General features: G+C 68.9%; 21 protein-coding genes, 2 tRNA genes and 1 pseudogene. 12 read left to right on the forward strand and 12 right to left on the reverse strand.

What is annotated here, in order from left to right:
* Window positions 1-156 precede the first annotated feature (156 nt).
* Window positions 157-1236, forward strand: a pseudogene (locus tag ABD844_RS53395) (recombinase family protein); the annotation flags it as partial.
* Window positions 1237-1813: 577 nt separating this feature from the next.
* On the opposite strand, the gene ABD844_RS35980 reads toward ABD844_RS53395, so the two are convergent.
* Window positions 1814-1899: transfer RNA gene (locus ABD844_RS35980), tRNA-Leu, on the reverse strand.
* A 402-nt stretch (window positions 1900-2301) separates the two neighbouring features.
* On the opposite strand from ABD844_RS35980, the gene ABD844_RS35985 reads away from it, so the two are divergent.
* Together ABD844_RS35985 and ABD844_RS35990 are read left to right on the forward strand one after the other, a co-directional pair.
* Window positions 2302-2934, forward strand: a complete 633-nt coding sequence (locus ABD844_RS35985) for a hypothetical protein (protein WP_344888063.1) — start codon at window positions 2302-2304, stop codon at window positions 2932-2934.
* 467 nt (window positions 2935-3401) lie between these two features.
* Window positions 3402-5549 carry a chaplin family protein gene (locus ABD844_RS35990; RefSeq protein WP_344888066.1) on the forward strand — a complete coding sequence of 716 codons (2148 nt, stop codon included), beginning with the start codon at window positions 3402-3404 and terminating at the stop codon, window positions 5547-5549.
* A 117-nt stretch (window positions 5550-5666) separates the two neighbouring features.
* Here ABD844_RS35990 and ABD844_RS35995 read toward each other — a convergent pair whose 3' ends face one another.
* Window positions 5667-5852, reverse strand: coding sequence for a DUF5703 family protein (locus tag ABD844_RS35995; RefSeq protein ID WP_103957247.1), 186 nt, complete (start codon window positions 5850-5852; stop codon window positions 5667-5669).
* A 189-nt stretch (window positions 5853-6041) separates the two neighbouring features.
* On the opposite strand from ABD844_RS35995, the gene topA reads away from it, so the two are divergent.
* From topA to ABD844_RS36040, 9 genes are all read left to right on the forward strand, one after another.
* Window positions 6042-8738, forward strand: a complete 2697-nt coding sequence (gene topA, locus ABD844_RS36000) for a type I DNA topoisomerase (RefSeq protein WP_344888070.1) — start codon at window positions 6042-6044, stop codon at window positions 8736-8738.
* A gap of 96 nt (window positions 8739-8834) precedes the next feature.
* A complete protein-coding gene (locus ABD844_RS36005; protein WP_344888074.1) occupies window positions 8835-10085 on the forward strand; it encodes a metallophosphoesterase in 1251 nt (416 codons plus the stop codon).
* Window positions 10086-10184: 99 nt separating this feature from the next.
* Window positions 10185-10718, forward strand: coding sequence for a helix-turn-helix transcriptional regulator (locus ABD844_RS36010; RefSeq protein ID WP_344888077.1), 534 nt, complete (start codon window positions 10185-10187; stop codon window positions 10716-10718).
* A gap of 141 nt (window positions 10719-10859) precedes the next feature.
* A complete protein-coding gene (gene tmk / locus ABD844_RS36015) occupies window positions 10860-12902 on the forward strand; it encodes a dTMP kinase (RefSeq protein WP_344888080.1) in 2043 nt (680 codons plus the stop codon).
* Window positions 12903-12971: 69 nt separating this feature from the next.
* Window positions 12972-14147 carry a DNA polymerase III subunit delta' gene (locus tag ABD844_RS36020; protein WP_344888083.1) on the forward strand — a complete coding sequence of 392 codons (1176 nt, stop codon included), beginning with the start codon at window positions 12972-12974 and terminating at the stop codon, window positions 14145-14147.
* Between the two features lie 159 nt (window positions 14148-14306).
* The gene (locus tag ABD844_RS36025; RefSeq protein ID WP_344888086.1) at window positions 14307-14780 is read left to right on the forward strand and encodes a SigE family RNA polymerase sigma factor; all 474 of its coding nucleotides are present in this window, start codon (window positions 14307-14309) and stop codon (window positions 14778-14780) included.
* Window positions 14781-14833: 53 nt separating this feature from the next.
* Window positions 14834-15871, forward strand: coding sequence for a permease-like cell division protein FtsX (locus tag ABD844_RS36030; RefSeq protein WP_344888089.1), 1038 nt, complete (start codon window positions 14834-14836; stop codon window positions 15869-15871).
* Window positions 15872-15991: 120 nt separating this feature from the next.
* Window positions 15992-16837 carry a PSP1 domain-containing protein gene (locus tag ABD844_RS36035; protein WP_344888171.1) on the forward strand — a complete coding sequence of 282 codons (846 nt, stop codon included), beginning with the start codon at window positions 15992-15994 and terminating at the stop codon, window positions 16835-16837.
* Window positions 16838-16995: 158 nt separating this feature from the next.
* A tRNA-Thr gene (locus tag ABD844_RS36040) sits at window positions 16996-17069 on the forward strand.
* 112 nt (window positions 17070-17181) lie between these two features.
* Here ABD844_RS36040 and ABD844_RS36045 read toward each other — a convergent pair.
* From ABD844_RS36045 to ABD844_RS36090, 10 genes are all read right to left on the reverse strand, one after another.
* Window positions 17182-17592, reverse strand: coding sequence for a DUF4357 domain-containing protein (locus tag ABD844_RS36045; RefSeq protein ID WP_344888092.1), 411 nt, complete (start codon window positions 17590-17592; stop codon window positions 17182-17184).
* Between the two features lie 159 nt (window positions 17593-17751).
* A complete protein-coding gene (locus ABD844_RS36050; RefSeq protein WP_344888096.1) occupies window positions 17752-19035 on the reverse strand; it encodes a tyrosine-type recombinase/integrase in 1284 nt (427 codons plus the stop codon).
* Window positions 19035-19217 carry a helix-turn-helix domain-containing protein gene (locus tag ABD844_RS36055; RefSeq protein ID WP_344888099.1) on the reverse strand — a complete coding sequence of 61 codons (183 nt, stop codon included), beginning with the start codon at window positions 19215-19217 and terminating at the stop codon, window positions 19035-19037. Before ABD844_RS36055 ends, ABD844_RS36050 begins: the two co-directional genes overlap by 1 nt.
* A complete protein-coding gene (locus ABD844_RS36060; protein WP_425568716.1) occupies window positions 19207-20544 on the reverse strand; it encodes a replication initiator in 1338 nt (445 codons plus the stop codon). Before ABD844_RS36060 ends, ABD844_RS36055 begins: the two co-directional genes overlap by 11 nt.
* 134 nt (window positions 20545-20678) lie before the next feature.
* Window positions 20679-20801, reverse strand: a complete 123-nt coding sequence (locus ABD844_RS36065; protein ID WP_344888105.1) for a hypothetical protein — start codon at window positions 20799-20801, stop codon at window positions 20679-20681.
* 3 nt (window positions 20802-20804) lie between these two features.
* A complete protein-coding gene (locus ABD844_RS36070; protein ID WP_344888108.1) occupies window positions 20805-20966 on the reverse strand; it encodes a hypothetical protein in 162 nt (53 codons plus the stop codon).
* An 18-nt stretch (window positions 20967-20984) separates the two neighbouring features.
* Window positions 20985-21326 (reverse strand): hypothetical protein, encoded by a 342-nt coding sequence (locus ABD844_RS36075; protein ID WP_344888111.1) that lies wholly within the window; start codon window positions 21324-21326, stop codon window positions 20985-20987.
* A 15-nt stretch (window positions 21327-21341) separates the two neighbouring features.
* Window positions 21342-21989: a DUF2637 domain-containing protein gene (locus ABD844_RS36080; protein WP_344888114.1), complete on the reverse strand. Its 648-nt coding sequence runs from the start codon at window positions 21987-21989 to the stop codon at window positions 21342-21344.
* Between the two features lie 19 nt (window positions 21990-22008).
* Window positions 22009-23328 carry an FtsK/SpoIIIE domain-containing protein gene (locus tag ABD844_RS36085; protein WP_344888117.1) on the reverse strand — a complete coding sequence of 440 codons (1320 nt, stop codon included), beginning with the start codon at window positions 23326-23328 and terminating at the stop codon, window positions 22009-22011.
* Window positions 23321-23650, reverse strand: coding sequence for an SCO3933 family regulatory protein (locus ABD844_RS36090; protein ID WP_344888120.1), 330 nt, complete (start codon window positions 23648-23650; stop codon window positions 23321-23323). Before ABD844_RS36090 ends, ABD844_RS36085 begins: the two co-directional genes overlap by 8 nt.
* Window positions 23651-23672 lie beyond the last annotated feature (22 nt).

Consider the following 23672-nt stretch of genomic DNA (forward strand, 5'->3'; position numbering starts at 1 on the left):
CGGCTTCCACCATCCGTAACCAACCGCGTCCGCACGTCGTCTTGCCAAGCGGACCGCCTCGCCTCACGCCTGGCGCCGCATCGGAACTGCTCGCCATCCTGTTAGAGGCCCACCACCACCTGCAAACCAGCCATCCGGACGCGGCCTGAGGAAGACATGAACACCATCCCCTTCGCCTTCTACGGCCGGGTCTCCACTGAGGACAACCAAGACCCTCGGTCCTCGCGGGCCTGGCAGGTCACCCGCTCCCGTGCGCTCATCGAGTCGCACGGAGGCGTGATCGTCACCGAGTTCTTCGATATCGACAAATCCCGCTCGATCCCCTGGCAGCGCCGCCCGCAGGCGGCGGCACTGCTCGCCGAACTGCGTAACCCTGATCGAGGCTTCGACGCCGTTGTGATCGGTGAACCGCACCGGGCCTTCTACGACGACCAGTACGGCCAGACCTTCCCCGTCTTCAAGCATTTTGGGGTTCCGCTCTGGGTTCCCGAGGTGGGCGGCCCCATCGATCCGACCAATGAGGCTCATGACCTGGTCATGAAGGTGTTCGGCGGTATGAGCAAGGGCGAGCGCAACCGCATCAAGATTCGCGTGCGTACCGCCATGTCAGCCCAAGCTCAAACGGAGGGCCGCTTCCTGGGCGGCCGACCTCCCTACGGTTACCAGTTGGCCGACGCCGGCCCACACCCCAACCCCGCCAAGGCGGCAGACGGCAAGCGCGCTCACCGTCTGGAACTCGATCCCGTTGCCGCGCCCGTGGTGGAAGAGATCTTCGCCGCATTCCTTGACGGCTACGGCCTGTTCGCCATCGCCGAGAGACTGACCCGCAACGGGATCCCCTGCCCATCCGCTCATGATCCAGATCGGAACCGTCACCGCTGCGGTATTGCCTGGTCCAAGAGCGCGGTGCGCGCTATCTTGACCAACCCTCGCTACATAGGCCATCAGGTGTGGAATCGCCAACGCAAGGACGAAGTCCTCCTCGACGTGGATGACGTCGCACTGGGTCACATCACGAGACTTCGGTGGAACGCCAAGGAGGAATGGGTCTGGTCGGACATGGTCGTTCACCCGCCCATCGTGTCCAAAAAGGACTTTGACGCCGTCCAAACGACCCTGACAGGGCGGGGCAACCGCCACACGGACAAGACGCGCAAGCGCACCCCGAAGCCGTACCAGCTTCGAGGGCTGCTGTACTGCGGCCTCTGCGATCGCAGAATGCAGGGCCAATGGGTCAACGACGCGCCCTACTACCGCTGCCGCTTCCCCGAGGAGTACGCCCTGGCCAACCACGTCATGCATCCCCGCAACGTCTATCTGCGAGAAGACCGCGTCGTCCCGCGGCTGGACCGCTGGCTCGGCCGGCTGTTCGCGCCGCACAATGTCGATCAGACTCTCGACGTTCTGGCGGCAGCGCAGGATCTGGTCCCGCCGGAGGCCCAAGCCTTCGCCGTAGCACGCCGTCAGATCGCCGAGTGCGATCGCAAGCTCGCCCAGCATCGGGCCGCCCTTGAGGCGGGTGCCGACCCGGCGCTCGTCGCCGGGTGGATCCAGGAAGAGCTCGTCCGTAGGAACGCGGCCGAGCAACGTCTCGGCAGCGCGCACGTACTGCCCCAGAAGCGGCTGGGACGTGATGAGCTGGCAGAGATCACACACAGGCTGGGAGACATGGTGCGAGTGCTCTCGAACGCCGATCCGCTGCGGAAGGCCAAGATCTACGCGGAGATCGGGCTGCGGCTGGTCTACCACCCGTCAAAACAAAAAGTCCTGGTCACGTCTATTCGTGACCAGGACCCCATAGGCGACCGGTACGTGTCCGAGGGGGGACTTGAACCCCCATGCCCATCACTGGGCACTAGCACCTCAAGCTAGCGCGTCTGCCTATTCCGCCACCCGGACTTGGTGCCTGCACGTGGGACCGTCATCCCGCGTCGGCTCAGTAAGGTTAGCAAACTCTGAGGAGTGCGTCATACCAAGAAATCCGCGCTCGGTCGGCGAGCTGTTCTGGCGTCCGGGGGATGGGGGTGGCGGGGGCTTCTGATGGGGGTTTCGTGAGGCGGGGGGTGGTGGATGCGATGGTTGGGGGTGGTTTGGTGGGTGGGGAGTTGGTGAATTTCTGGGTCTCGGGTGAAAAGCTCTTGCGGCAACCTTGGGTGGTGCTACGGTTACGGACCGTTGAGGGGTGAGTCCACGGACCGGCCTCATGATGTGGGGCCGGTTCTGGATTCTTGAGGAGGGCGCATGGCGTGCGAGGCGGTACGACGGCTGAGGGCTACGGCCCGTGCTGTCTGCCGCCCGCGCGTGACCTTCCCGGCGCAGGGCGTGACCACCGATCGGGCCGTCCGGATGGCGCGGTTCGCGGCCGGTGCCCGACGGGTCGTTGTGCGAGCTGTCACGATCGGCGCCCTGATGGCCGCCGGGTGGTTGCTCGCGGTTCTGTTCGGCATGCTCACTGCCGCTCCGGCGGCCGCGGATTCCACCGCGGCGACAGGCGCGGCGGTTGACGGCATGACGGCGGAGGCGGCCGGGTCGTCCGAGTCCGGGGTTGTCGCACACGAGTCCTCCACATCACCACCCGATCACGCCATGATGTCTGATGGCGCCCAGGCTGTAACCGGTCGTCCCGTGGTGTCCGGCGGTGCCGGTCGGGGCGTGGCGGTCGACAACGCTGAGGCCATGGCCGGGCGTACGGTCGACGGACTCAACAGCCAGCGGGATCCTGGCCTGCCAACACCTTCCAGCGCCGGAAAGATCCTGGACACCAATGGACTGGTGCCCAACGGCGGTGGCAACGGGCCGTTCGGGTCCGCGGCAGGGGACGCCGCGAGGTCCGTGTTCGACCCGCGGCTCCAGGCCGGGCGCGCCCCTCTGGCGCGTCTGCTTCCCCCGGTCGTCCGCACAGCGGCGGACGACCCATCGTTCTCACCTGACTGATCCCCGCGCGCACGCCGGCCGGGGCCGACCGAAGTACACCGAAGTACGAAGTACGACGTCGGCTCACTCATCCTGAGCTCGGAGCCCTAGCCAACAACTCTGAGTCTGGTCAGCTCTGAGTTCCAAGCCAGGTCGGCGGTGCATTTTCAAGCCAGAGCGGCGGAGTGTGGTCTGAGCGCCTCCGCCCGCGGGTGAACACGTCAGTTCGGTTGGTTCGCGCCCCTCGAGGTCTCCGCTGTTGGTGAGACCTCAAGACATCACGCGAATGTCATCAAGCGAATGACATCGCGCGAGCGGCAGCGCACGTACGACATCACGCGAGCGACATCACGCGGAGTGGCGTTGTGCGCGGCGAGATCGTGTGAAATCTCACGACATCACGTGAGATCGCGTGACGTCTCCCACGGCCTCGGGCTGTCCGCGAACCGTTCAGGTAATCCCCCCAAGAACCAGTAGGAGCATTCATCATGCGTACGTGGGCGAAGGCAACGAGCCCCGCGGCCCTGCTCGCCGTGGCGGTCATGTCGTTCGGCGGCACCGGTACCGCGCTGGCCGACACCTCCGGCGACGGGTCCGTCGGCGGCGGCAACCAGGTCGACCTGCCGATCTCCCTGCCGATCGACATCAGCGGCAACGCCATCGCAGGCGCGGGCAAGTCGGAGGCGACCTCCCAGGGCGGTGCCGAGGTCGTGAACTCGGGCCGTCCCGGCATCCCCAACAGGACCTCGGGCAACGGCAGCGTGCTCGGCGGCAACCAGGTGAACGCGCCGATCAGTGCCCCGATCAACGCCTGTGGCAACGCCGTCTCCCTGTTCGGGAAGTCGGACGCGGGCTGCAAGGGCGGGGCGACCGTCCGTACCCAGGGCAAGGGCGGCGCAGGAGGCAACCACACGTCGGGCAACGGCAGCGTGCTCGGCGGCAACCAGATCACCGCGCCGATCAGCGCCCCGATCAACGCCTGCGGCAACGCGGTGGCGATCTTCGGTGACGCGACGGCGGGCTGCAAGGGCGGGGCGACCGTCCACAACACCGGTGTGGGGGCGGGCGGCAACCGTACGTCCGGCAACGGGGCCGTGCTGGGCGGCAACCAGGTCATAGCCCCGATCAGCGCGCCGATCAACATCTGCGGCAACTCGGTGGCCGTGCTGGGACGGGCGTTCTCCGGCTGCCAGGGCGGCTCGTCCGTCACGAACGACGGCGGCTCCGGCCCCCGCTACCACGCGCGGCACGTGACCGCGGGCTCGACGGGCAACGACACCGACGGGCGCTTCGGCGTCGGCAGCGGCAACCAGGTCGTCGCGCCGATCAGCCTGCCGATCGACGCCTGCGGCAACGCCGTCGGCAACGCGACCGCCGGGTGCCAGGGCGGCTCCAAGGTCTCGCAGCACGGTTCGGGCGGCAACCGTACGTCGGGTGCGGGCGGCGTGCTGAGCGGCAACCAGGCGGTGGCGCCGATCACCGCTCCCATCAACGTCTGCGGCAACGCCGCGGCGGTGCTGGGGCACGCGTTCGCCGGGTGCAAGGGCGGCGCCACCGCGAAGAACCCCGGGAGGAACGCGGGCGGCAACCGTACGTCGGGCGCCGGCGGCGTGCTGGCCGGCAACCAGGTGGTCGCGCCCATCACGGCGCCCATCAACGTCTGCGGCAACGCCGCGGCCGTCCTGGGCCGCTCGCAGGCCCACTGCAAGGGCGGCGCGGGCGTCTGGCCGCACCAGGGCGTCGGCGGGGGCGGCAACCGTACGTCGGGCACCGGTGGCGTCCTGAGCGGCAACCAGGTGGTCGCGCCGATCACCGCCCCGATCAACATCTGCGGCAACGCCGCGGCCGTGCTGGGTGACGCCGCCGCCGGGTGCCTGGGCGGTTCCCACGTCGGCAAGCCGGGGCACGAGCGGCCCAGCGGGTTCGAGCGCTTCGCCCGCGCCAACACCAAGGTCGCGGCGGCCAAGGGCGGGATGCTGCCCATCACGCCCGCGCTGCCGCTGCTCGGCGGGGCCGAGGGGGTCGGCGGCAAGGTCGGCGAGGTCGCCCAGCAGGTGCAGGGCCTCGGCAGCACAGGTGACCTGACCAGCCAGCTCCCCGGCGTGGGCAACCTCGGCGAGGTCTCCAGGCAGCTCGACGGCGCCGGGGTGGGCAACGTCACCCACCCGCTGGAGGGCGTCAGCGGTGTCAGCGGTGTCAGCGGTGTCAGTGGTGTCAGTGGTGTCAGCGGCGTCGGGCAGCACCAGCTCCCCGTCGTCCAGGACGTCTCCCAGACGCTCGGCCTGCCGCAGCTCCCCGAGCTGCCCGGACTGCCCGGACAGGCGCTGACCCCGGCCCAGCCGAAGCGCACCGCGCTCGCCGCGGCCGACAACCGGCGCCGGACCACCTCGGCCGGCCCGGTGTCCGCGCTCGACCCGGCCACCGACCTGCTCGCCTCCACCCCGGCCGGCGGCGCGGTCTCCTCGGCCGCTCGCAGCCTGCCGGTCGGCGACATCGGCCTCATGAGCGCCGAGCAGCCCGCCGGCGTCACCGGGATGAACTCCGGGTCCCTGCTCGCGCTCGCGCTCGGCGCGATGCTGGCCGCCTCGGCGACGATGTTCGCGACGGCCCGCCGGTTCCGGTTCGGCCGTAAGTAAGGGAATCGGAAAGTATGTAACACGGCACGACTTCTGCTCACAGCCTGTGAGTAGTCAGCACTAGACGCTTTGCCCGTTCCGGGGGCGCGGCCCGGGACGGGCAAAGTCATGTCCGCGTCAAAGTGTCCTGCGTACTCGCATGATCTTGCGGCGCAGGCGTACGTGCCGGCTGCCGTCGGGGTGGACGCGGACGCGCGCGAGCTCCCACTGACCGTACTCTGCGTGTTCGGTCAGCAGCTGACGTGCTGCTTCGCGAGTGAGGTCGCGCGGAATGAAGATATCCATGTAGGAGTAGTCGAGCACAACGATTAGTCTCCAGGGTGAGTCAGGGCGCCATGCCGCTCGATGGGCCTTATTCTGCGTGCTTGTGGATGGACCCGGAAGCTAGTGGGTAGCCCGGGGGAAGGAAATTTCCGCGAGTCGGGTTACCTTTCAGTCTGTGCCGACTCCCGGCAGGGGGATTTGCAAGCGAACAGTGAGGTAGGAAGCAGCGTGCCAGCCCAGAACGGCAGCACCGGCGGAACACGCCTGGTGATCGTCGAGTCGCCCGCCAAGGCGAAGACGATCAGGGATTACCTCGGTGCTGGCTACATGGTCGAGTCCAGCATCGGACACATCCGCGACCTGCCGGAGAAGGCCGATGACATCCCCGAGAAGTACAAAGGCGCGCCGTGGGCGCGGCTGGGGGTCAATGTCGAGCACGAGTTCGAGCCGCTGTACGTCGTCAACCCCGACAAACGGTCGCAGGTCGCCAAGCTGCGCCAGTTGCTGAAGGACGCCGACGAGCTCTACCTGGCCACCGACGAAGACCGCGAGGGCGAGGCCATCGCCTGGCACCTGCGCGAGGTGCTCAAGCCGAAGGTGCCCGTGCACCGGATGGTGTTCCACGAGATCACCCCGCAGGCGATCCGCGACGCCGTGGCCAACCCCCGCGACCTCAACCTGCGCCTCGTGGACGCCCAGGAGACCCGGCGCATCCTCGACCGCCTCTACGGCTACGAGGTCAGCCCCGTGCTGTGGAAGAAGGTCAAGCCGCGGCTGTCGGCCGGCCGGGTGCAGTCCGTGGCCACGCGGCTGGTGGTGGAGCGCGAGCGGGAGCGCATGGCGTTCACGCCCGCCCACTACTGGGACCTGCAGGCGCTGTTCGACACCGACAAGCCCGAGGAGCGGCCGCGCGACTTCACCGCCACGCTCACCGGGGTCGACGGCAAGCGGGTGGCGCAGGGGCGCGACTTCGCCAGCACGGGGCGGCTCAAGAACGCCAACGTGCTGCACCTGTCCGAGGCCGATGCCGGGGAGCTGGCCGGGCGGCTGCGAGGGGTGTCGTTCGCGGTCAGGTCCGTCGAGCGTAAGCCGTACACGCGTAAGCCGTACGCGCCGTTCCGTACGACGACCCTGCAGCAGGAGGCCAGCAGGAAGCTGGGGTTCTCGGCGAAGTACACGATGCAGGTGGCGCAGCGGCTCTACGAGAACGGCTTCATCACCTACATGCGTACCGACAGCATCACGCTGTCGGAGACGGCGGTGGCGGCCGCCCGGTCGCAGGCGATCAAGCTGTACGGCGCCGCGTACGTCCCCGACAAGCCCCGCGTCTACTCCAGCAAGGTCAAGAGCGCCCAGGAGGCGCACGAGGCCATCCGGCCGTCGGGCGAGGAGTTCCGCACGCCGGGCGAGACCGGGCTGTCGGGCGACATGTTCCGGCTGTACGAGCTGATCTGGCAGCGTACGGTGTCGTCCCAGATGAAGGACGCGGTCGGCGAATCGATCACCGTGAAGGTGGCGGGCAGGTCGTCGACCGGCGAAGACGTCGAGTTCAGCGCGTCCGGGCGGACGATCACGTTCCACGGGTTCCTGAAGGCGTACGTGGAGGGGGCCGACGACCCGTCGAGCGACCGCGACGACGCCGAGAAGCGGCTGCCGAACCTGGCGGAGGGCGACCCGCTCACCGCGACGCGGCTCGAGGTGGCCGGTCACTCGACCAAGCCGCCCGCGCGTTACACCGAGGCGTCGCTGGTCAAGGAGCTGGAAGATCGGGAGATCGGGCGGCCTTCGACGTACGCCTCGATCATCGGGACCATCCTCGACCGCGGCTACGTGTTCAAGAAGGGCACGGCGCTGGTGCCGTCGTTCCTGGCCTTCGCTGTGGTCAACCTGCTTGAGCAGCATTTCGGGAACCTGGTCGACTACGACTTCACGGCCGAGATGGAGAAGGTGCTCGACGACATCGCCAACGACCGGGCCGAACGCGTGCCCGAGCTGCAGCGCTTCTACTACGGGGCCGACGGCGACGAGGGCCTGAAAGAGATGGTCACCGACCTGGGCGACATCGACGCCAAGGAGATCAGCTCGTTCCCGGTGAAGGACTCCGACATCGTGCTGCGGGTCGGGCGCTACGGCCCGTACCTGGACAGGGAGGGCATCCGCGTCAACGTGCCCGAGGACATGACGCCCGACGAGCTGACGGCCGAGAAGGCCGAGGAGCTGCTCTCGCGGCCGACGGGCGACCGGCAGCTCGGGAAGGACCCGGCGACCGGGCACATGATCGTGGCCAAGGACGGGCGCTACGGGCCCTACGTGACGGAGGTCCTGCCCGAGCCGGCCGCCGAGGAGGAGGCGCCGAAGCGGCGTACGAAGAAGGCCGATGCGCCGAAGCCGCGTACGAGCTCGCTGTTCAAGTCCATGTCGCTGGACACGATCACGCTGGACGACGCGCTCAAGCTGCTGTCGATCCCGCGGGTCGTGGGCGACCTGGAGGGCGAGGAGGTCGTGGCGCACAACGGGAAGTTCGGGCCATACCTGAAGAAGGGCACCGACTCGCGCTCCCTCGCCTCCGAGGGCGACCTGCTGACGGTCACGATCGAGAAGGCCAAGGAGCTGTTCGCGCAGCCGAAGCAGCGCGGGCGGGGGCGGGCCGCGGCCGCGGCGCCGCTGCGTGAGCTGGGCAACGACCCCAACTCCAAGAAGCCGGTGGTGGTGAAGGAGGGGCGGTTCGGGCCGTACGTGACCGACGGGGAGACGAACGCCTCGCTGCGCAAGGGCGACACGGTCGAGGAGATCACGATCGAGCGGGCCGCCGAGCTGCTGGCCGAGCGGCGCGAGCGGGCGCCGGCGCCCAAGAAGACCGCCACCACCACCAGGAAGGCGCCCGCGAAGAAGGCCGCGGCGAAGAAGCCGGCCGCGAAGTCGTAGCGCTCCGCGGGGGCGTTTCTGGTCGCTCCACGGGGGCGTTTCAGGTCACAGTCCGGCGGCCGCCGCGGTGCGGTCGCCGGACGTACCATCGGTTGTGTGTTCGTCTTGATCTTCGTGGCCGGGGTCCTGCTGGCGCACTGGTACCTGTGGAGCCGGCTGGTGCGTCACACGACGGCGCCCGGACGCGCGCGCAGGGCCATGACCTGGGGTCTGCTCGTGTTGCTCCTGGTGCTCGTGACGACGTTCGTGGGCACGAGGATGGGGCTGGAGAGCTGGCTGGCCTGGCCGGGTTACGTCTGGCTGGCGCTGATGTTCTACCTCGTGATCATTCTGGCGGTGCTGGAGATCCCAAGGGCCGTGGTGGCGGCGTTCCTGCGCAGGGGTGAGCGCGGTTCCGAGCCGGTACTGGTCCCCGAGCCGGTCGGGGTGTCGGCGGGGGCGGTGGGGCCTGACGGTGGTCCGGCCGCGCCTGAGCCCGGGGCCGTCGAGCGGGCCGCGCCCATGAGCAGGCGGCTGTTCCTCGGGCGTACCACCGCGGCCGTCGCGGGGGTGGGCGCTCTGGGAACGGTCGGCTACGGCATGAGGAGCGCGCTGGGCGACCCCGTGATCGAGCCGGTCAAGGTCACGCTGCCGAAGCTCGACCCGCGCCTCGGCGGCCTGCGGTTCGCCGTGGTGAGCGACATCCACCTGGGGCCGCTCACGGGCATCGGGCACACCGAGCGCATCGTCCGGATGATCAACGGGCTCCAGGCCGACGTGGTGGCGATCGTGGGTGACCTGGTGGACGGGTCGGTGGCCCAGCTCGGGGCGCTGGCCCGCCCGCTGCGGCACCTCGAGTCCCGCTACGGGGCCTATTTCGTGACCGGCAACCACGAGTACTTCGCGCCCGAGGGCCCCGGAGAGTGGATCGAGGAGCTGGGCGAGCTGGGCGTACGCTCGCTGCGAAACGAGCGCGTGGAGATCCGGCACCAGGGCGCCGTGCTCGACCTGGCCGGCGTGAACGACGTCGGCGGCGCCCCCACCGGCGACGGCCCCGACTTCGGCAAGGCGCTCGGCGGGCGCTCCGCCGAAGTCGCGGCCGGCCGCTCGACGGTGCTGCTCGCCCACCAGCCGATCCAGATCGACGAGGCCGCGCGGCACGGCGTCGACCTGCAGCTCTCCGGGCACACGCACGGTGGCCAGATCGCGCCGTTCAACCTGGTGGTGGGGCTGCAGCAGCCGGTGGTGGCGGGGCTGGCGCGGGTGAACGGCGTGCAGGTTTACGTGACCAGGGGCGCGGGCTTCTGGGGCCCGCCGGTACGCGTGGGTGCGCCACCCGAGATAACGATGCTTGAATTGGGTAGCTGACTTTTCGTAATGCGATAGTCACGGCATGCCATCTTGGCGTAGAGTATCCGACCGGATACATTACGGAGGTGGGCATTGGTCTCCTCGCCGATGGAGGACATGCTCGGGCAAGAGGTCGCCGTTTGGGCCAGGCGTGGCGGGCTGCTGTTCCGGCAGGCCAGGCATGCCGCCAGCCTCAACCAGAAGGCACTGGCCAGCGTGAGCGGCACGTCGCGCACGACCTTGTCGGCCTACGAGCACGGCAGGAAGTCGCCGACGCTCGAGACCGCGGGGCGCATCCTCGACGCGGCCGGGTTCCGGTTGGTGCTGGAGGCCAAGATCGAGTGCGTGGCGCACGTGGCCCGCGACGGGCGCGCGTTCCACGTGCCCAGCAGGCTGCCACGGCTGCCGGTGGCCGGCGCGCTGGGCCTCGTGCGGGTCGGCGACCGGGTCCACGACCTGGCCGACCGCGACGGGCGGCGGGCCGCCTACACCGCGCTGCTGTGCGAGGGCGACCCCGATGAGCTGCTCGATCACGTCGACGGGGTGTTGCTGATCGACCTGTGGGACGAGCTCGTGCTGCCCGACGAGATCCGCGCCCAGTGGCGGCCATTGGTGGAAGAGGCGCGACAAGAGGCCGGAGTTATGAATTGATGATGTTTTTGTGGGCCTATTCCAGGGGTGTAACCTGCGCCCGGGCCCGTTCCCGTAATACCCTCAGCCACGGGCAGCCGGGAATATCCGGCTCGTCTGATGTCCACCCACTTCTGGTCAACACCTGGATACGCTGAAATCATGACTGTCCTTGGCCGAAGCCGCCCGGCCCACGTGCTGGCCAATGCGCCGTTCCGACGGCTTTGGATGGCCATGTCGGTCTGTAGTCTCGGCGACTGGCTCAACCTGCTGGCGCTGACCGCCCTCGCGGGCAACCTCACCCAGGGCGACTACCGGGTGCAGTCGCTGGCCGTCGGCGGTGTGTTCATCGCCAAGATGTTGCCGGCCGTGCTGCTCGGGCCGCTCGCGGGCGTGTTCGCCGACCGGTTCGACCGGCGCCTGACCATGTTCTCGGCCGATCTGGCCAGGTTCGCGGTGGTGCTGTCGATCCCGTTCGTCAACAGCTACCAGTGGGTGATCATCGCGACCGTCCTGGTCGAGTGTGTCAACCTGTTCTGGGTCCCGGCCAAGGACGCCACGGTGCCCAACCTGGTGCCCAAGGCGCAGCTCGAGTCGGCCAACCAGCTCAACCTGCTGGTCACGTACGGCACCGCGCCCGTCGCCGCCATGCTGTTCGCCGCGCTGTCCGTGGCGGGCGACCTGGTCACCGGCCTGGTGCCGTTCCTGTCGGGCCGTGACGTGACGGGCCTGGCGCTGATCGTCAACGCCTGCGCCTACCTGGTGTCGGCCGTCCTCATCTTCACCCTGCGTGACATCCCCAAGCGCAACGGGCACATCTCCACGCCGTCCGTGCTCAAGCAGGTCGTCGAGGGCTGGCGGTTCGTGGGCGGCAACCGGCTGGTGCGCGGGCTGATCATCGGCATGCTCGGGGCGTTCGCGGCGGGCGGGGCCGTGGTGGGCGTGGCCAGGATCTACGTGGAGGCGCTGGGCGGCGGCGACGCGGCGTACGGCGTGGTGTTCGGCGCCGTCTTCGTCGGCATGGCGCTGGGCATGTTCTTCGGGCTCAGGCTGCTGCGCGAGCTGTCGCGGCGGCGGCTGTTCGGGCTGGCCATCACGGTCGCGGGCCTGGTGCTGATCGCCATCGCGCTGGTGCACAACCTGGTGATCGTGGTCATGCTGACCGTGGCGCTGGGAGCCTGCGCGGGCATCGCCTGGATCATCGGCTACACGCTGATCGGGCTGGAGGTCGAAGACGGGCTGCGGGGCCGTACGTTCTCGTTCCTGCAGTCCACCGCGCGGGTGACGTTGCTGCTCGTGGTCGCGGTGGCCAACCCGCTGGCCGCGCTGTTCGGCGTCCACGTGCTGCAGTGGGGCGAGTTCAGCTACCGCTTCGACGGCACCAACCTGGTGCTGATCATCGGCGGGGTGCTCGCGACAGCCGTCGGCGGGCTGGCGCTGCGGCACATGGATGACAGGACGGGCGTCTCCCTGGCGGCCGACCTGATCGCGGCGGTGCGCGGCGAGCGGTTCCCCGCCGCGGCGGCCGAGCACGTGCCGGGGCTGTTCGTGGCGTTCGAGGGCGGCGAAGGGTCGGGCAAGACCACCCAGTCGCGCATGGCCTCCATCTGGCTGCGCGACCAGGGCTACGACGTGGTGCAGACGCGCGAGCCGGGCTCGACCAAGGTCGGCATGCGGCTGCGGGCCATTCTGCTCGACGCGGCCGAGCGCGGGCTGTCGGCGCGTTCTGAGGCGCTGCTGTACGCCGCCGACCGGGCCGAGCACGTGGAGAAAGTGATCAGGCCGGCCCTCTACCGGGGCTCGATCGTGGTCACCGACCGCTACGTCGACTCCTCGCTGGCCTACCAGGGGGCGGGGCGGGCGCTCGACCCGGGAGACGTGTCCAAGATCAACGCCTGGGCCACCGGCGGGCTGGTGCCGCATCTGACCGTGCTCATCGACACGCCGCCCGAGGTGGGCCTGGCCCGGCTGGGCGGGGCGGCCGACCGGATCGAGTCGGAGCCGCTGGAGTTCCACGAGCGGGTACGCAAGGAGTTCCGCGCGCTGGCGGCGGCGGCCCCCGAGCGCTACCTGGTGGTCGACGGCACGCAGCCGCAAGACGTGATCACCCGGCAGATCCAGGACCGGATCCGGGAGATCCTGCCCGACCCGGTGCCGCGCGAGTCAGAAGACATCACGGGTACGATGCCCGCGATCCGCGACTAGCCGCACCACCGGCGCCTCCTGTCTCAGAGTCCCCGCCGGAACGCGGTGAAACGCGGCTAGCCTTGCACCGTGACGGTTTTCGATGACCTCGTGGGGCAGGACCAGGCGACAGCCGTGCTGTCGCGGGCCGCGGCGGCGGCCGGGGAGGTCGTCGCGGGCGGGCGCGGCGCCGGCATGACGCACGCCTGGCTGTTCACCGGCCCGCCCGGCTCCGGGCGGGAAGAAGCCGCCCGCGCCTTCGCCGCCGCGCTGCTGTGCCCCGACGGTGGCTGCGGCCACTGCGACCAGTGCCACCAGGTGCTCATCGGCTCGCACCCCGACCTGGAGGCCGTACGCCCCCAGGGGCTGTCCTACAGCGTCAAGCAGACGCGTGAGCTGATCCTGCGCGCGGCCGGGGCGCCGACGCAGGGGCGGTGGCGGGTCATCCTGTTCGAGGACGCCGACCGGGCCACGGAATCCGCCGCCAACGCCCTGCTCAAGGCCATCGAGGAGCCGCCGCCGCGTACGGTGTGGCTGTTGTGCGCGCCCGCCCCCGACGACCTGATGATCACCATCAGGTCCCGCTGCCGCCTGGTCAACCTGACCACGCCCGCCACCGACGCCGTCGCCCACGTGCTGGCCACGCGTGACAGCGTCCCGGTGGAGACCGCCAGGTTCGCGGCCCGAGCCGCCCAGGGGCACATCAGCCGGGCCCGCGCCCTGGCTCTCGACGAGGGAGTCAGGCAGCGGCGGGAGGCGGTGCTGAGCATCCCGCGTTCGCTGACCGGGGTCGGGGAGTGCGTCTCGGCGGCCGAACGGCTGGTGAAGACGGCCGAGGAGGAGGCCGCCGCCGCCACGGCCACGCTCAACGAGAGCGAGACGTCGGAGCTGCGCAAGCTGTACGGCGAGGGGTCCACCGGCAAGGGGCTCAACCGCGGGCTGGTACGCGGCGGGGCCGGGGCGCTGAAGGAGCTGGAGGACCGGCAGAAGTCGCGGGCCACCCGGATCAAGCGCGACTCGCTGGACGCGGCGTTGCTGGAGCTGGTGTCGTTCTATCGGGACGTGCTGGCGATGCAGTTCGGGGCGGCCGGGGTCGAGTTGGCCAACGACGACCTCCGCTTCGATCTGGACCAGTTGGCCAAGTCGTCCACGCCCGAGGAGACGTTGCGCAGGATCGACGCGATCATGCTGTGCAGGGAGCGGCTGGCGGCGAGCGTCAATCCGCAGATCGCCGTCGAGGCGATGATGCTGGCGCTGCGGCCCTGAGACGGCGCGGCCCTCGATAGGGGCGTTGGGCAGGGGCCCTGCGCGGGCGGCGCAAGTAATCGGGTGATCCGAGCAGCAGACGAGACTGTCGGGCGTCTCTGTTACGTGGAAGTCGAACTACTCACCCAGCGGGAAGGTCTCGCGCGCCAGCGTGTCGACGTGGCGTCGATCTTCGCCGAGCATCATGTGGGGCTCGTCAGGCTGGCCCTCATCATGGTCGGCGATCAGGCGAGTGCCGAGGATGTCGTCCAGGAGGCGTTCGCGCGTGCGCATGCCGGTTGGGGCAAGATCCGCGATGCCGACAAGGCCCTCGCCTATGTGCGTTCCGCGGTGCTCAACGGGTGCCGGTCGGTGCTGCGCAGGCGGGCCATGGTGTTCCGGCGGGCGGTGCCGTACGAGCCGCCTGTCTGGTCGGCGGAGAGCGCCGCGCTGCTGGGCGAGGAGCGGCGGGAGGTCCTGCTCGCGCTGCACCGGCTGCCGCGCAGACAGCGGGAGGCGCTGACGCTGCGCTACTACTTCGACCTCAGCGACCAGGAGATCGCCGAGGCGATGCGGGTCGGCGCGAGCACGGTCAGGTCCACGATCACCCGAGGGCTGGCGGCCCTCGGCCGGATGCTTGGGGAGGATTCATGAACAGCCCTGTGGAAGACAGGCTCAGAGAGGCCCTCGGAGGCGCGGGGGCGACGGTGGACTCCGGCACGCTGCGTCCGCTGCGGGCGCAGGACCGGCGGTGGGTCCGGATGAACCTGCGGCTGGTGACCGCGGCGACGGCGGTGGTGCTCGCGGGCGCCACCACCTTCGCCGTGGTGGCTGCCGAGGGCGGTGACGTGGATGGCGCGGTGGCGATGAGCCCGCCCTCGGTGCAGGACGAGGACGCCGAAATGACCGTCTTCCTCTGTTCGAAGGCGGACCCGGAGGACGTGGCGACGGAGGGAGTGGACCCGAAGGAAGCGCCTCCCCAGAGGTGCAAGGGGAGCGTCACTCCTGATGAGGTCGAAGTGATCGAGCGCAAGCTGAAGGCGTTCCCTCAGGTCAGGGGCGTTTACCTGGTGGATCAGGCGAACGCCTACGAAGACTTCAAGAAGACCTTCGCGCACAATCAGGCGATGCTGGACACGGTGGAGGTCACCGATCTGCCGCAGTCGTTCAGGGTGACGTTCGAGAAGGGCGCTGACAGGAACGGGGTGTCGCGAGCCCTGGTGCCGGTGGCCGGGGTCTGGGAAGTCATGGATCACGCCATGATGGGACCGGTACAGACCGCGGCCGCGCTCAATTGGGAGATCAGTGTCTTCCTGTGTAAAAAGGGATCGGCCACGCCTGCCTGCGGTGGGCGCATGGGCGGGAAGGGCCTCGACGCCAAGGCCACGAAGGAGGGGAAAGGGGCGACGGCTGCCGAGAAGAAGGCCGTCGAAGTGCTGATCAGGAAGACGCCCGAGGTCGTCCAGTCCATCTTCGAGAGCGAGGCGGAGGCGTACCAGAACTTCCGTGAGGCGTTCAAGAGCAACCAGAAGCTTTTGAACGCGACCAAGGTGGAGGACATGCCGGAATCCTTCAGGATCAGACTGAAGCAGCAGTCCTCGTCGCAGGACATCACCAAGAAGCTGCGGAAGCAGCCAGGGGTGGCCCAGGTTGTTGACCACTCGTGCTCGGCCGACAAGGCGGCGCTGATGGCCAAGTTCGGGGTGGTCCTGCCGGAAAGCAAGATCTGCTCCGTCGGCGACTGATCCGGCGAACATCCGCCCGGTCACCCCTGACTCCTGGCGCATGGACACACGTAATGTGTGAACGGAGGCCGCAAGTAATCCCCCTAGGCCGCGTCAGGAGGCGAGCTCGAGCTCATGGGAATGATCATGGCCGTGAGCTTCACCCGCTACGGGAGGCTCTACTACCTCGATCCCGGCGGGCACAGCCCCAAGGTCGGCGACAAGGTGCTCGTACCGACGGACTCGGGTCCCGAGGTGGCGGAGTGCGTGTGGGCGCCGCAGTACACGAGCGAGGACATCGACGGGCTGCCGGTGTGCGCGGGGCCGGCCGAGGAGGAGCACCTGGCCCGCGACGAGTCGAACAAACGTCGCCGGGCCGAGGCCCGCAGCGTGTCCAAACGGTTGATCAAGCGGCACACGCTGCCGATGAAGGTCGTCGGCATCGACTACCTCGATGACGACAACGTGTACACCGTCTACTTCTCGGCGCCGCACCGGGTGGACTTCCGCGCCCTGGTGCGCGACCTGGCCCGTAACCTCCGGGCCAGGGTCGAGTTGCGGCAGATCGGGCCCAGGGACGAGGCGCGGCTCCAGGGCGGCATCGGCCCCTGCGGCCGCGACCTGTGCTGCGCCACGTTCCTGAAGGACTTCGAACCGGTCTCCGTACGCATGGCCAAGGACCAGGACCTGCCGGTCAACCCGCTGCGGATCGCGGGGGCGTGCGGGCGGCTGATGTGCTGCCTGAAGTACGAGCATCCGCTGTACCAGGAGTTCCGCGCCTCCGCACCCCGGGTCGGGGCCCCAGTGGAGACTCCCCAGGGGGCCGGGACGGTGGTGGGGCACAACGTTCCGTCCGACTCGGTGGTGGTGCGGCTCAACGATGGGGGGCGCCGGTGCGCCTGTTCCAGGGCGAGCGTGTGCGGGCCGAGGAAGGCGTACGACTCGGCGTACGAGGGGGGTGCGTCTGGCGGCGGGGACGAGGTCTAGCTGCTGCCTTCCGGCCACCTTTCCGTCCACAGGGGCACGGGAAGCGAGGGGGGTCGCGCCGGGTCCTCGGGTGGGGGCGTTCTGTCCGGGCATCGGGTGATCGGGAGGAGCGAGAACCCCTCGGTCTCCTGTAGACTCGTTCACGCTGCACGGCAGATGCCGCCTTAGCTCAGTCGGCCAGAGCACTTCACTCGTAATGAAGGGGTCTGGGGTTCGAATCCCCAAGGCGGCTCCCAGCTCAGAGGCCCTCCCGGATGATCCAGGGGGGCCTTTTGCGTGGGCGTACAGCAGCGAAGTACAGCTACGCCGTCAGTCGGTGTCGCGCTTCCACCGACGGACCCGGCTTACTCGTCGCGGTCCTCCAGCTCGTCCCGAAGCTTGTCCAGGGTCCGTCCGTCGGGGAGCTGCCACATAACCCATCCGTTGGCCTGGCTGCCGGTCACCGCGCTCGCGGCCTTAGAAGGGGAGCTGTACGCCCGGCTCTTCCCTTCCACCATGATCGAGCCGTTGGCGAGAACGGTGGCGTTGGCGGTACGGCTGGCCCTCTTCTGCTCGAGACGCAGCTGCGTGCCGGGTTTGAGAAGGCCGCTAGTGAGCAGCGGCGCGAGAGGGCCAGTGGGCACGACGGGCGGCTCACTGAGCGTCCCCGCCGAGCCCCCTTCGGCGAGGTTGACGGTGAGGTTAACGGGGCCGGCGTCGGCCTCCAGGAGACGGGAAACCACCTCCGGCGCAATGTGGAGCGTGATGGTGGGCATGGGGCTCCTCCCCTAGGTAGATCGTTCTCTGATTTCTGTACTCTAGAGTAGAGCAGCAGAAGTTGTCTACTGGCTATCAGAGTTGGATCTTGATTTGATCCTTCTCATGTCGAAGGCCCTCCCGCGACGATGCGAGAGGGCCGCTGGAGAGGTCCCGCGTCAAGGAGGGCTACTGGGACCGGTATTGAGGGTCTCGTTGAGTTGGTCGAGTGCCTTGCGCGTCTCGGGGCTGGCGATCTGTGTGTAGACGTTCATGGTCACCGAGATCTGCGAGTGCCGCAGGATACGCATGGCCACGCGTGGGTGGACGCCGAGGGCCGCGAGCATCGAGGCGCAGGTGTGGCGGGTGTCGTGGACACGGATGCGGGTGAGTCCGGCGTTCTTGCGGTGCAGTTCGAAGGAGCGGTTGAAGTTTCGGGGCTCGATGGGCGTGCCCCACTTGGTGGTGAAGACGAGGTTGGAGCTCCTCCACTTGTCGCCAGCCGTCTTGCAGGCGTCCTTCTGGACTCTCTGGCGGTGCCTCAGCGCGGTGACGCACAGCGCGGGAAGAGGGAGAGAGGCGTCGGAGTCGATGGTCTTGGTCGTGTCGCGGTGGAGGAGCTTGCCGTGGACGCGGTTGAGCTGGTGCGAGATCCACAGCTCTTGGTTATCGAGATCGATGCTGTCCCAGGTCAGCCCGAGGACTTCCCCACGGCGCAGGCCCAGGACGAGCATGAGGACGAAGGCCGCGTACAGCGGCTCGTTCACGGCCCTCAGATTCTCGAAGAAGGCCCGAGCGTCATCGACGCTCCACACTGTGTGCTTCCGCTTCCTGGCGGCCATCTTGGGCAGCGTGGTCAAGGAGACGACGTTCTTGGAGATCAGTTCCTCTCGTATGGCGTGGGTGAGGGCGGAGCGAAACACGCGCCGGATGCTCTCGATGGTGCCTCGTGACGGGAAGTCCTCGCAGCACATGCCGATGGAGCAGCATGGCTGCTTGCGCTTCTTCTTCTGATCACAGCAGGTGCAGAGCTTGGGCAGCCTGTTGAGCCAGTCTTGGACGTCGCGGACGGTCAGTTTGTCGAGGCGTTTCCTGCCCAGGCCAGGGATCAGGTAGAGGCGTACCAGCGCCTCATATCCGGCGTAAGTTGTGGGCTCGCGGTTGGGCTGCACCACGTCGGCGAGCCAGCGGGTCAGGAACACGGCCAATGTCTCGTGCTTGGTGGCCACAGGCCCCTTGCGGGCTTGCTCGTGGAGCTTGAGCCACTTCTCGTGGGTCTCCTCGCGGGTCTTGCCGTAGGCCCACTTGCGGGTCCTATTGCCCTCTGGGGTGGTGACCCAGACGTAGCCTGCCCAGCCGTTCTTGTACGGGAAGATCGAGCCCTCGTTGTTGGCACGACTACGGCGGCTCTTACGAGGACGATTGGGCTCTTCGGGCGTGGCCTGTGCGGTCTTGACGGGCATCAGGCGACCTCCTCGCAGAGCCGGGTGACGTAGTCGTTGAGGGCGGCCACGGGGATGCGGCGGCAGCGGGTGCCGACGACGATCGAGCCGAGTTCGCCAGAGCGGATGAGGTTGTAGACGGTCCAGCGGCTGACCTTCAGCGCGGCCATGGCCTGCGGGATTGTGAGCAGTTCAGAGGTCATGTGGACCTCCGAATTGGGTGCCGGTGATGGCGGCGGCGAGGAGTTGGTCTCCGAGGGAGTGGCCCTTGCCTGCGTACTGCCATTCGCTGATTACGAGGACGGTGTCTTCGTCGAAGAGGGACAGGCGGCCGGTGGTGATGTCGTTGTCGCGGGCGTGGTGTTCTCTGGCTGCTCGGAGTTCGCCGAGGGTGGTGGAGTAGTGGCGGGAGCGGGTGGAGAAGTGGCCGCGGAAGCCGAGCATGTGGGCCCAGTCGGTGAGGCGGAGTTCGGCCAGGCCGGGTTCGGTGCCGAGGCGCATGCAGGTGGTGATGAGGCGGCGGGCGTGGTCGCGCAGGTTGTAGGCGTCGAGGTTGTCGAGGGGGTTGAGGCGGTGGTCGAGGGTGCCGACGCATTCGGCGGCTTTGGTGGCGTACTTGGCGATGTAGCCGGCGACGGCTTGTTCGGTGAGGTCGCCGTTCAGGGTGATGGGGCGGATGTCGAGTTGGTCGCCCCAGTGCAGGGCCTGTTCGGGCTGGTTGGCGTAGGCGGGGGCTTTGGCGGAGACGGCCTTGGCGGCGTGCTGGATGGCTTGCGTCAGGATGTCGGCGGTGGCCCAGGGCGGTGGTGGTGCGTCGGGGCCGCCGGGGCCGTCGAGGCGGATGACGGCGTGGAAATGGACGACGCCACGCCGTTGGTATTCGGCGACCTTGGCGAAGGAGAGGGTGAGGTGGTGGCGGAGTTCTTTGAGGAGTAGGCCGCCGGCCTTTGCCAGGTGGCGGCGTACGGCGTCGGCGAAGCGCTTCCAGAGGAGTGGGGCCAGGGCGTTGAACAGGACGGAGCCGGTGTAGTCGTAGCAGTCCGGGCAGAGTGGTTCGCCGAGGCGTGGGTCGTCTTTGCCGTGGCGGGCGGTGCAGGACATGACGCGGCCGTGCGGGCAGGTGGTGGCGTTGCGGCGGGCGTGGCAGGGCTGGACCTTCCCGTTGTGTTCGCGGCGGGTGTGGACGGCGCCGAAGGACGGGGCGGTGAGGGTAACGAACAACGTCGGGTGGCTGGTGACGGTCTCCGGGACGCCTTTGCCGCCGACGAGGCCCGCGCGGATGAGGTGGTAGGTGTCGGCGCGGTAGGTCTCGGCACAGGCCGGGCAGCGGGAGGCGCGGCGAGTCTTGCACGGGACGCGCAGGATGCCGTCGGGCTCGGTGCGGGTGGTGTAGCGGTGCAGGAGTCGGCCGGTGGCGCGGTCGTAGTGGTCGACCTTGCCGCGTAGGTGAATGGGCTGGCGGCAGCCGCCGGTGGTCCGGATCTGGCTCGCCCAGCGGTCGTAGTCAGGGTGGTTGAGTCGGGCGATCATGCCCGCTTTTGCGTGCGCGTTGGCGTGGGTTGTGGGCAAGATGGAGACCTCCTTTCGCTCGTTCGGGTGAAGGGATGGCCCCCGACCTGGCAGGCGTCTTGGCGGATGTACGGCCAGGCCGGGGGCGCTGCGCGTTATGCGCCGTGGTCGTCGATGCCGGTGCCGTCGCAGTCGGCGCAGCGGGCGTCTTCGGAGTCGATTCCGGTGCCGTTGCAGGTGCAGCAGCGGTAGTGGATCACCGGCAGGGTCTCGGGCAAGGGTCAGGTCCTTTCGCGTGGGCGGGTGGTGAGGTAGACCCGCCACTGGCGGGGGTGGGCGCGGTCGGGGTAGGCGCGGGAGACGCCGCAGACGGTGAAGTGCAGGCGTAGGCGGAACAGGGCGTCGACGATCTCGGCTCGGGTGCCGTCGATGCGGATGCGCATGATCGGTTCTCCTGGATGTCAGGTGGCGGGTGCCGGGTCGGGTTGGATGCAGCCGCGGTAGCTGTTGTCGGCGTCGTGGCGTGCGCGGGCGGCGGCCAGGACGGCGACGGCGCGGTATTCCACCGGGCCGAAGAGGCGCGAGGTGGCGTAGTGGCCGTACGGGGAGTCCTCGCGGTCGATCTGCGAGCCGATGAGGGCGGCGATCTGGTCGATCTCGGCGCGTTGGTCGGCGTCGCTGGCCTGGTCGGGGAAGTGGTGGACGGTGACGCTGGAGGAGACGGGCACGTCGGGGTGGGCTTCGAGGAAGGCGGCCAGGTCGAGCAGGCCGTTGATGAGGGCGGTGCGGTGGTCGTGGGTCATCGGTTGGGTCTCCCTTCAGGCGGTGCGCAGAGTGCGCAAGAGGTCAGTAGCGAGTTCGCTGGAGACGCCCAGGCGGGTACGCAGCGCGTCACCCGTGATGGGTTTGCCGTGCCGGGCGTGGTGTTCGTCGGCAACCCGTTGGGCGTAGTCGACGAGCGCGGGTGCGAGAGCGCCAGCCTGCTCGTCCTGGGTGTCGTCCTCGTCCTGGGCTTGGGTCGGGATGAGTTCAGGCACCGGGGCCGAGGTCAGGACCGGCGCGGGCTCGAACGTGGACGGTTCGAGGCGAGTGGTGCGGCGTTCGAGCATTGAGATGGCAATGAGGAAGGCGGCGGCTGGAGTAGCAGCGGTGATCCAGCCCCAGACGGTCGGATCGGCCTGGGCGAGGTTGGCGGCCAGGGACAAGACGATGCCGCCGGTCAGGACGAGCACGGGCCAGGAGAGCGGGCCGCGCCGGGTTCGGCCGGCCTTCTTGTCGCGTTGGCGTTCGCGGGCGGCCATGACGCAGGTCAGGTCGATGCAGACGGCAACGGCCCAGGACATCCACCCTGTTTGGCCGTGCTCAGCGGCGGTGTCGCGGATGTGGGTGAACGATCCGGCACCCGCGATGGCGGCCAGGACGAGGACCGGGCCCGTGTCGAGCAGCCAGCAGGCGAAGCGTCGCATCGTTCCTCCCTTCGGATCTTCAGGCGTTGATGGGTACGGGCAGGTGGGCGGTGATCTCGTCCCAGGGCGGGGCGAGGTGGGCGTGTGTGCGAGCGGCGTGTTCGGCGGTCTGCTCGGTGACGTAGTAGGAGCGGGCGCGGTACCACTGGCCGTCCTGGGAGGCGACGATGGCGACGCCGGGTGTCTCGGCGGCGATGGCGCGGGCTGAAACGAGCGCGGCCGGGTCAAGGTCGCCGAGCGTCATCGTGGCGGTCTCCGGATCGTTGACCCGATGGCAGATCCGTCCTGAGCACTGAGCCCTGAGCGCGGTGACCCCAGGCCCGAGGTCGGAGCCGATGCGCTGGCCGCAGCAGAACAGGTAGATGCCGAACGCCCGCCCGAGCTGCGCCACCCGCAGCAGCGCGGTCGAGGTTTTGGTGACTTCGTCCTTCTCGGACTTGTCGGCCATCAGGTACAGCTCGGCCAGTTCGTCGACCAGGACCACGACCGGCACCGGGCGGACGCCGGGCGGAAGTTGCCAGATGTTGCGGGCGGCGGCCTGGCGGCACAGCCCCATGCGGTCGATCATCAGACCGACCAGGTCACACAGCAGGGTGACGGACTCGGTGCGGGAGGTGGCCAGCGCCGACAGCCGGGGCGCGTACGGCGTGAACTCGACCCCGCCCTTGAGATCGAAGCCCACCAGCGCCACAGGTTGCGGCGCGAGTCCGACGATGAGGGCGTTGGCGAGGTTGGATTTGCCGGACTGGGTGGCTCCCGCGTTGATCCAGTGCGGCACGATGCGGAAGTCGATGGTCCACGGCTTGCCGGTCTCCAGACGTCCCACGGTGACCTTGAGCAGTTCGGGCGAGGGCGGGAGCTGGTCGACCTTGACCAGCGGGTCGCGCATGGTGGCCATGAGGACGACGCGTCCGGGCCGGGGCGAGGAGACGCGGATGGCGTGGACGCCCCAGGAGTGGGCGAGGCGTTCGGCAGCGTCGGCGTAGTCGCCGGGCGTCTGGCCTTCCAGGGTGTGCAGGGTGACGCGCCAGCCGTGCCGGGTCGGCAGCGGTAGCCACATGAACGGTTTGGTGTCCACGGCGATGCGTTGCCACTTGCGCCGGACGCGGACGACGCCGGTCGAGGCGACCAGTCCGGGGACGGTGGTGAACCAGAAGCGCTGCCGCTTCTTGGTCAGATTGCAGCCGAGGGCGACCCGCCGCCACGAGGCGCGTACCGACAGGGCGACCGGCGGGAAGCCGACCACCAGCCAGAACGAGCCGGGGTGCCACCGGCGCCAGGCCCACAGCCCGGCCGCGACAGCGGCCAGGGCTGCGAGCACTTCCAGCGCGTCACGCATCGGCGGCCTCCCGCGCGGGGAGCAGAGCCGAGGCGCGGTAGGCGATGCCCCATCGGCCGGCGATCTCCCAGACGTAGCCGAGCAGGCCGACGGCGTTGACCTGGTCGCCGACGGCGATGGGCGGTTCTCCGGTGATGCCGATCTTGACTAGTTCGATCCGGCCGAACTCGTCCTCGACGGAGACGGTGACCTCGAAGACGGTGTTGCCGTTCTTGTCGGTCTTGATCTCGCCGGTGTCCTTGTTGAGGACCCGCGGGCGCGGGGCCTTGACGCAGGTGATGGCGAGCTTGCTGACATCCACAGGGATCGGGACAGAACGCATGGGCTGTGACCTCCTCTTTCGT

This window comes from Nonomuraea antimicrobica (assembly GCF_039536965.1).
Classification (GTDB): domain Bacteria; phylum Actinomycetota; class Actinomycetes; order Streptosporangiales; family Streptosporangiaceae; genus Nonomuraea; species Nonomuraea antimicrobica.

Coding starts and splice junctions, on each gene's coding strand:
- ABD844_RS36035 (WP_344888171.1), top strand. CDS start 15,992: ATGATCATGGCCGTGAGCTTCACCCGCTACGGGAGGCTCTACTACCTC.
- ABD844_RS36055 (WP_344888099.1), bottom strand. CDS start 19,217: ATGACCTCTGAACTGCTCACAATCCCGCAGGCCATGGCCGCGCTGAAG.
- ABD844_RS36060 (WP_425568716.1), bottom strand. CDS start 20,544: ATGATCGCCCGACTCAACCACCCTGACTACGACCGCTGGGCGAGCCAG.
- ABD844_RS36090 (WP_344888120.1), bottom strand. CDS start 23,650: ATGCGTTCTGTCCCGATCCCTGTGGATGTCAGCAAGCTCGCCATCACC.
- ABD844_RS36075 (WP_344888111.1), bottom strand. CDS start 21,326: ATGACCCACGACCACCGCACCGCCCTCATCAACGGCCTGCTCGACCTG.
- ABD844_RS36080 (WP_344888114.1), bottom strand. CDS start 21,989: ATGCGACGCTTCGCCTGCTGGCTGCTCGACACGGGCCCGGTCCTCGTC.
- ABD844_RS36070 (WP_344888108.1), bottom strand. CDS start 20,966: ATGCGCATCCGCATCGACGGCACCCGAGCCGAGATCGTCGACGCCCTG.
- ABD844_RS36045 (WP_344888092.1), bottom strand. CDS start 17,592: ATGCCCACCATCACGCTCCACATTGCGCCGGAGGTGGTTTCCCGTCTC.
- tmk (WP_344888080.1), top strand. CDS start 10,860: ATGACTGTCCTTGGCCGAAGCCGCCCGGCCCACGTGCTGGCCAATGCG.
- ABD844_RS36085 (WP_344888117.1), bottom strand. CDS start 23,328: ATGCGTGACGCGCTGGAAGTGCTCGCAGCCCTGGCCGCTGTCGCGGCC.
- ABD844_RS35990 (WP_344888066.1), top strand. CDS start 3,402: ATGCGTACGTGGGCGAAGGCAACGAGCCCCGCGGCCCTGCTCGCCGTG.
- ABD844_RS36050 (WP_344888096.1), bottom strand. CDS start 19,035: ATGCCCGTCAAGACCGCACAGGCCACGCCCGAAGAGCCCAATCGTCCT.
- ABD844_RS36010 (WP_344888077.1), top strand. CDS start 10,185: ATGCTCGGGCAAGAGGTCGCCGTTTGGGCCAGGCGTGGCGGGCTGCTG.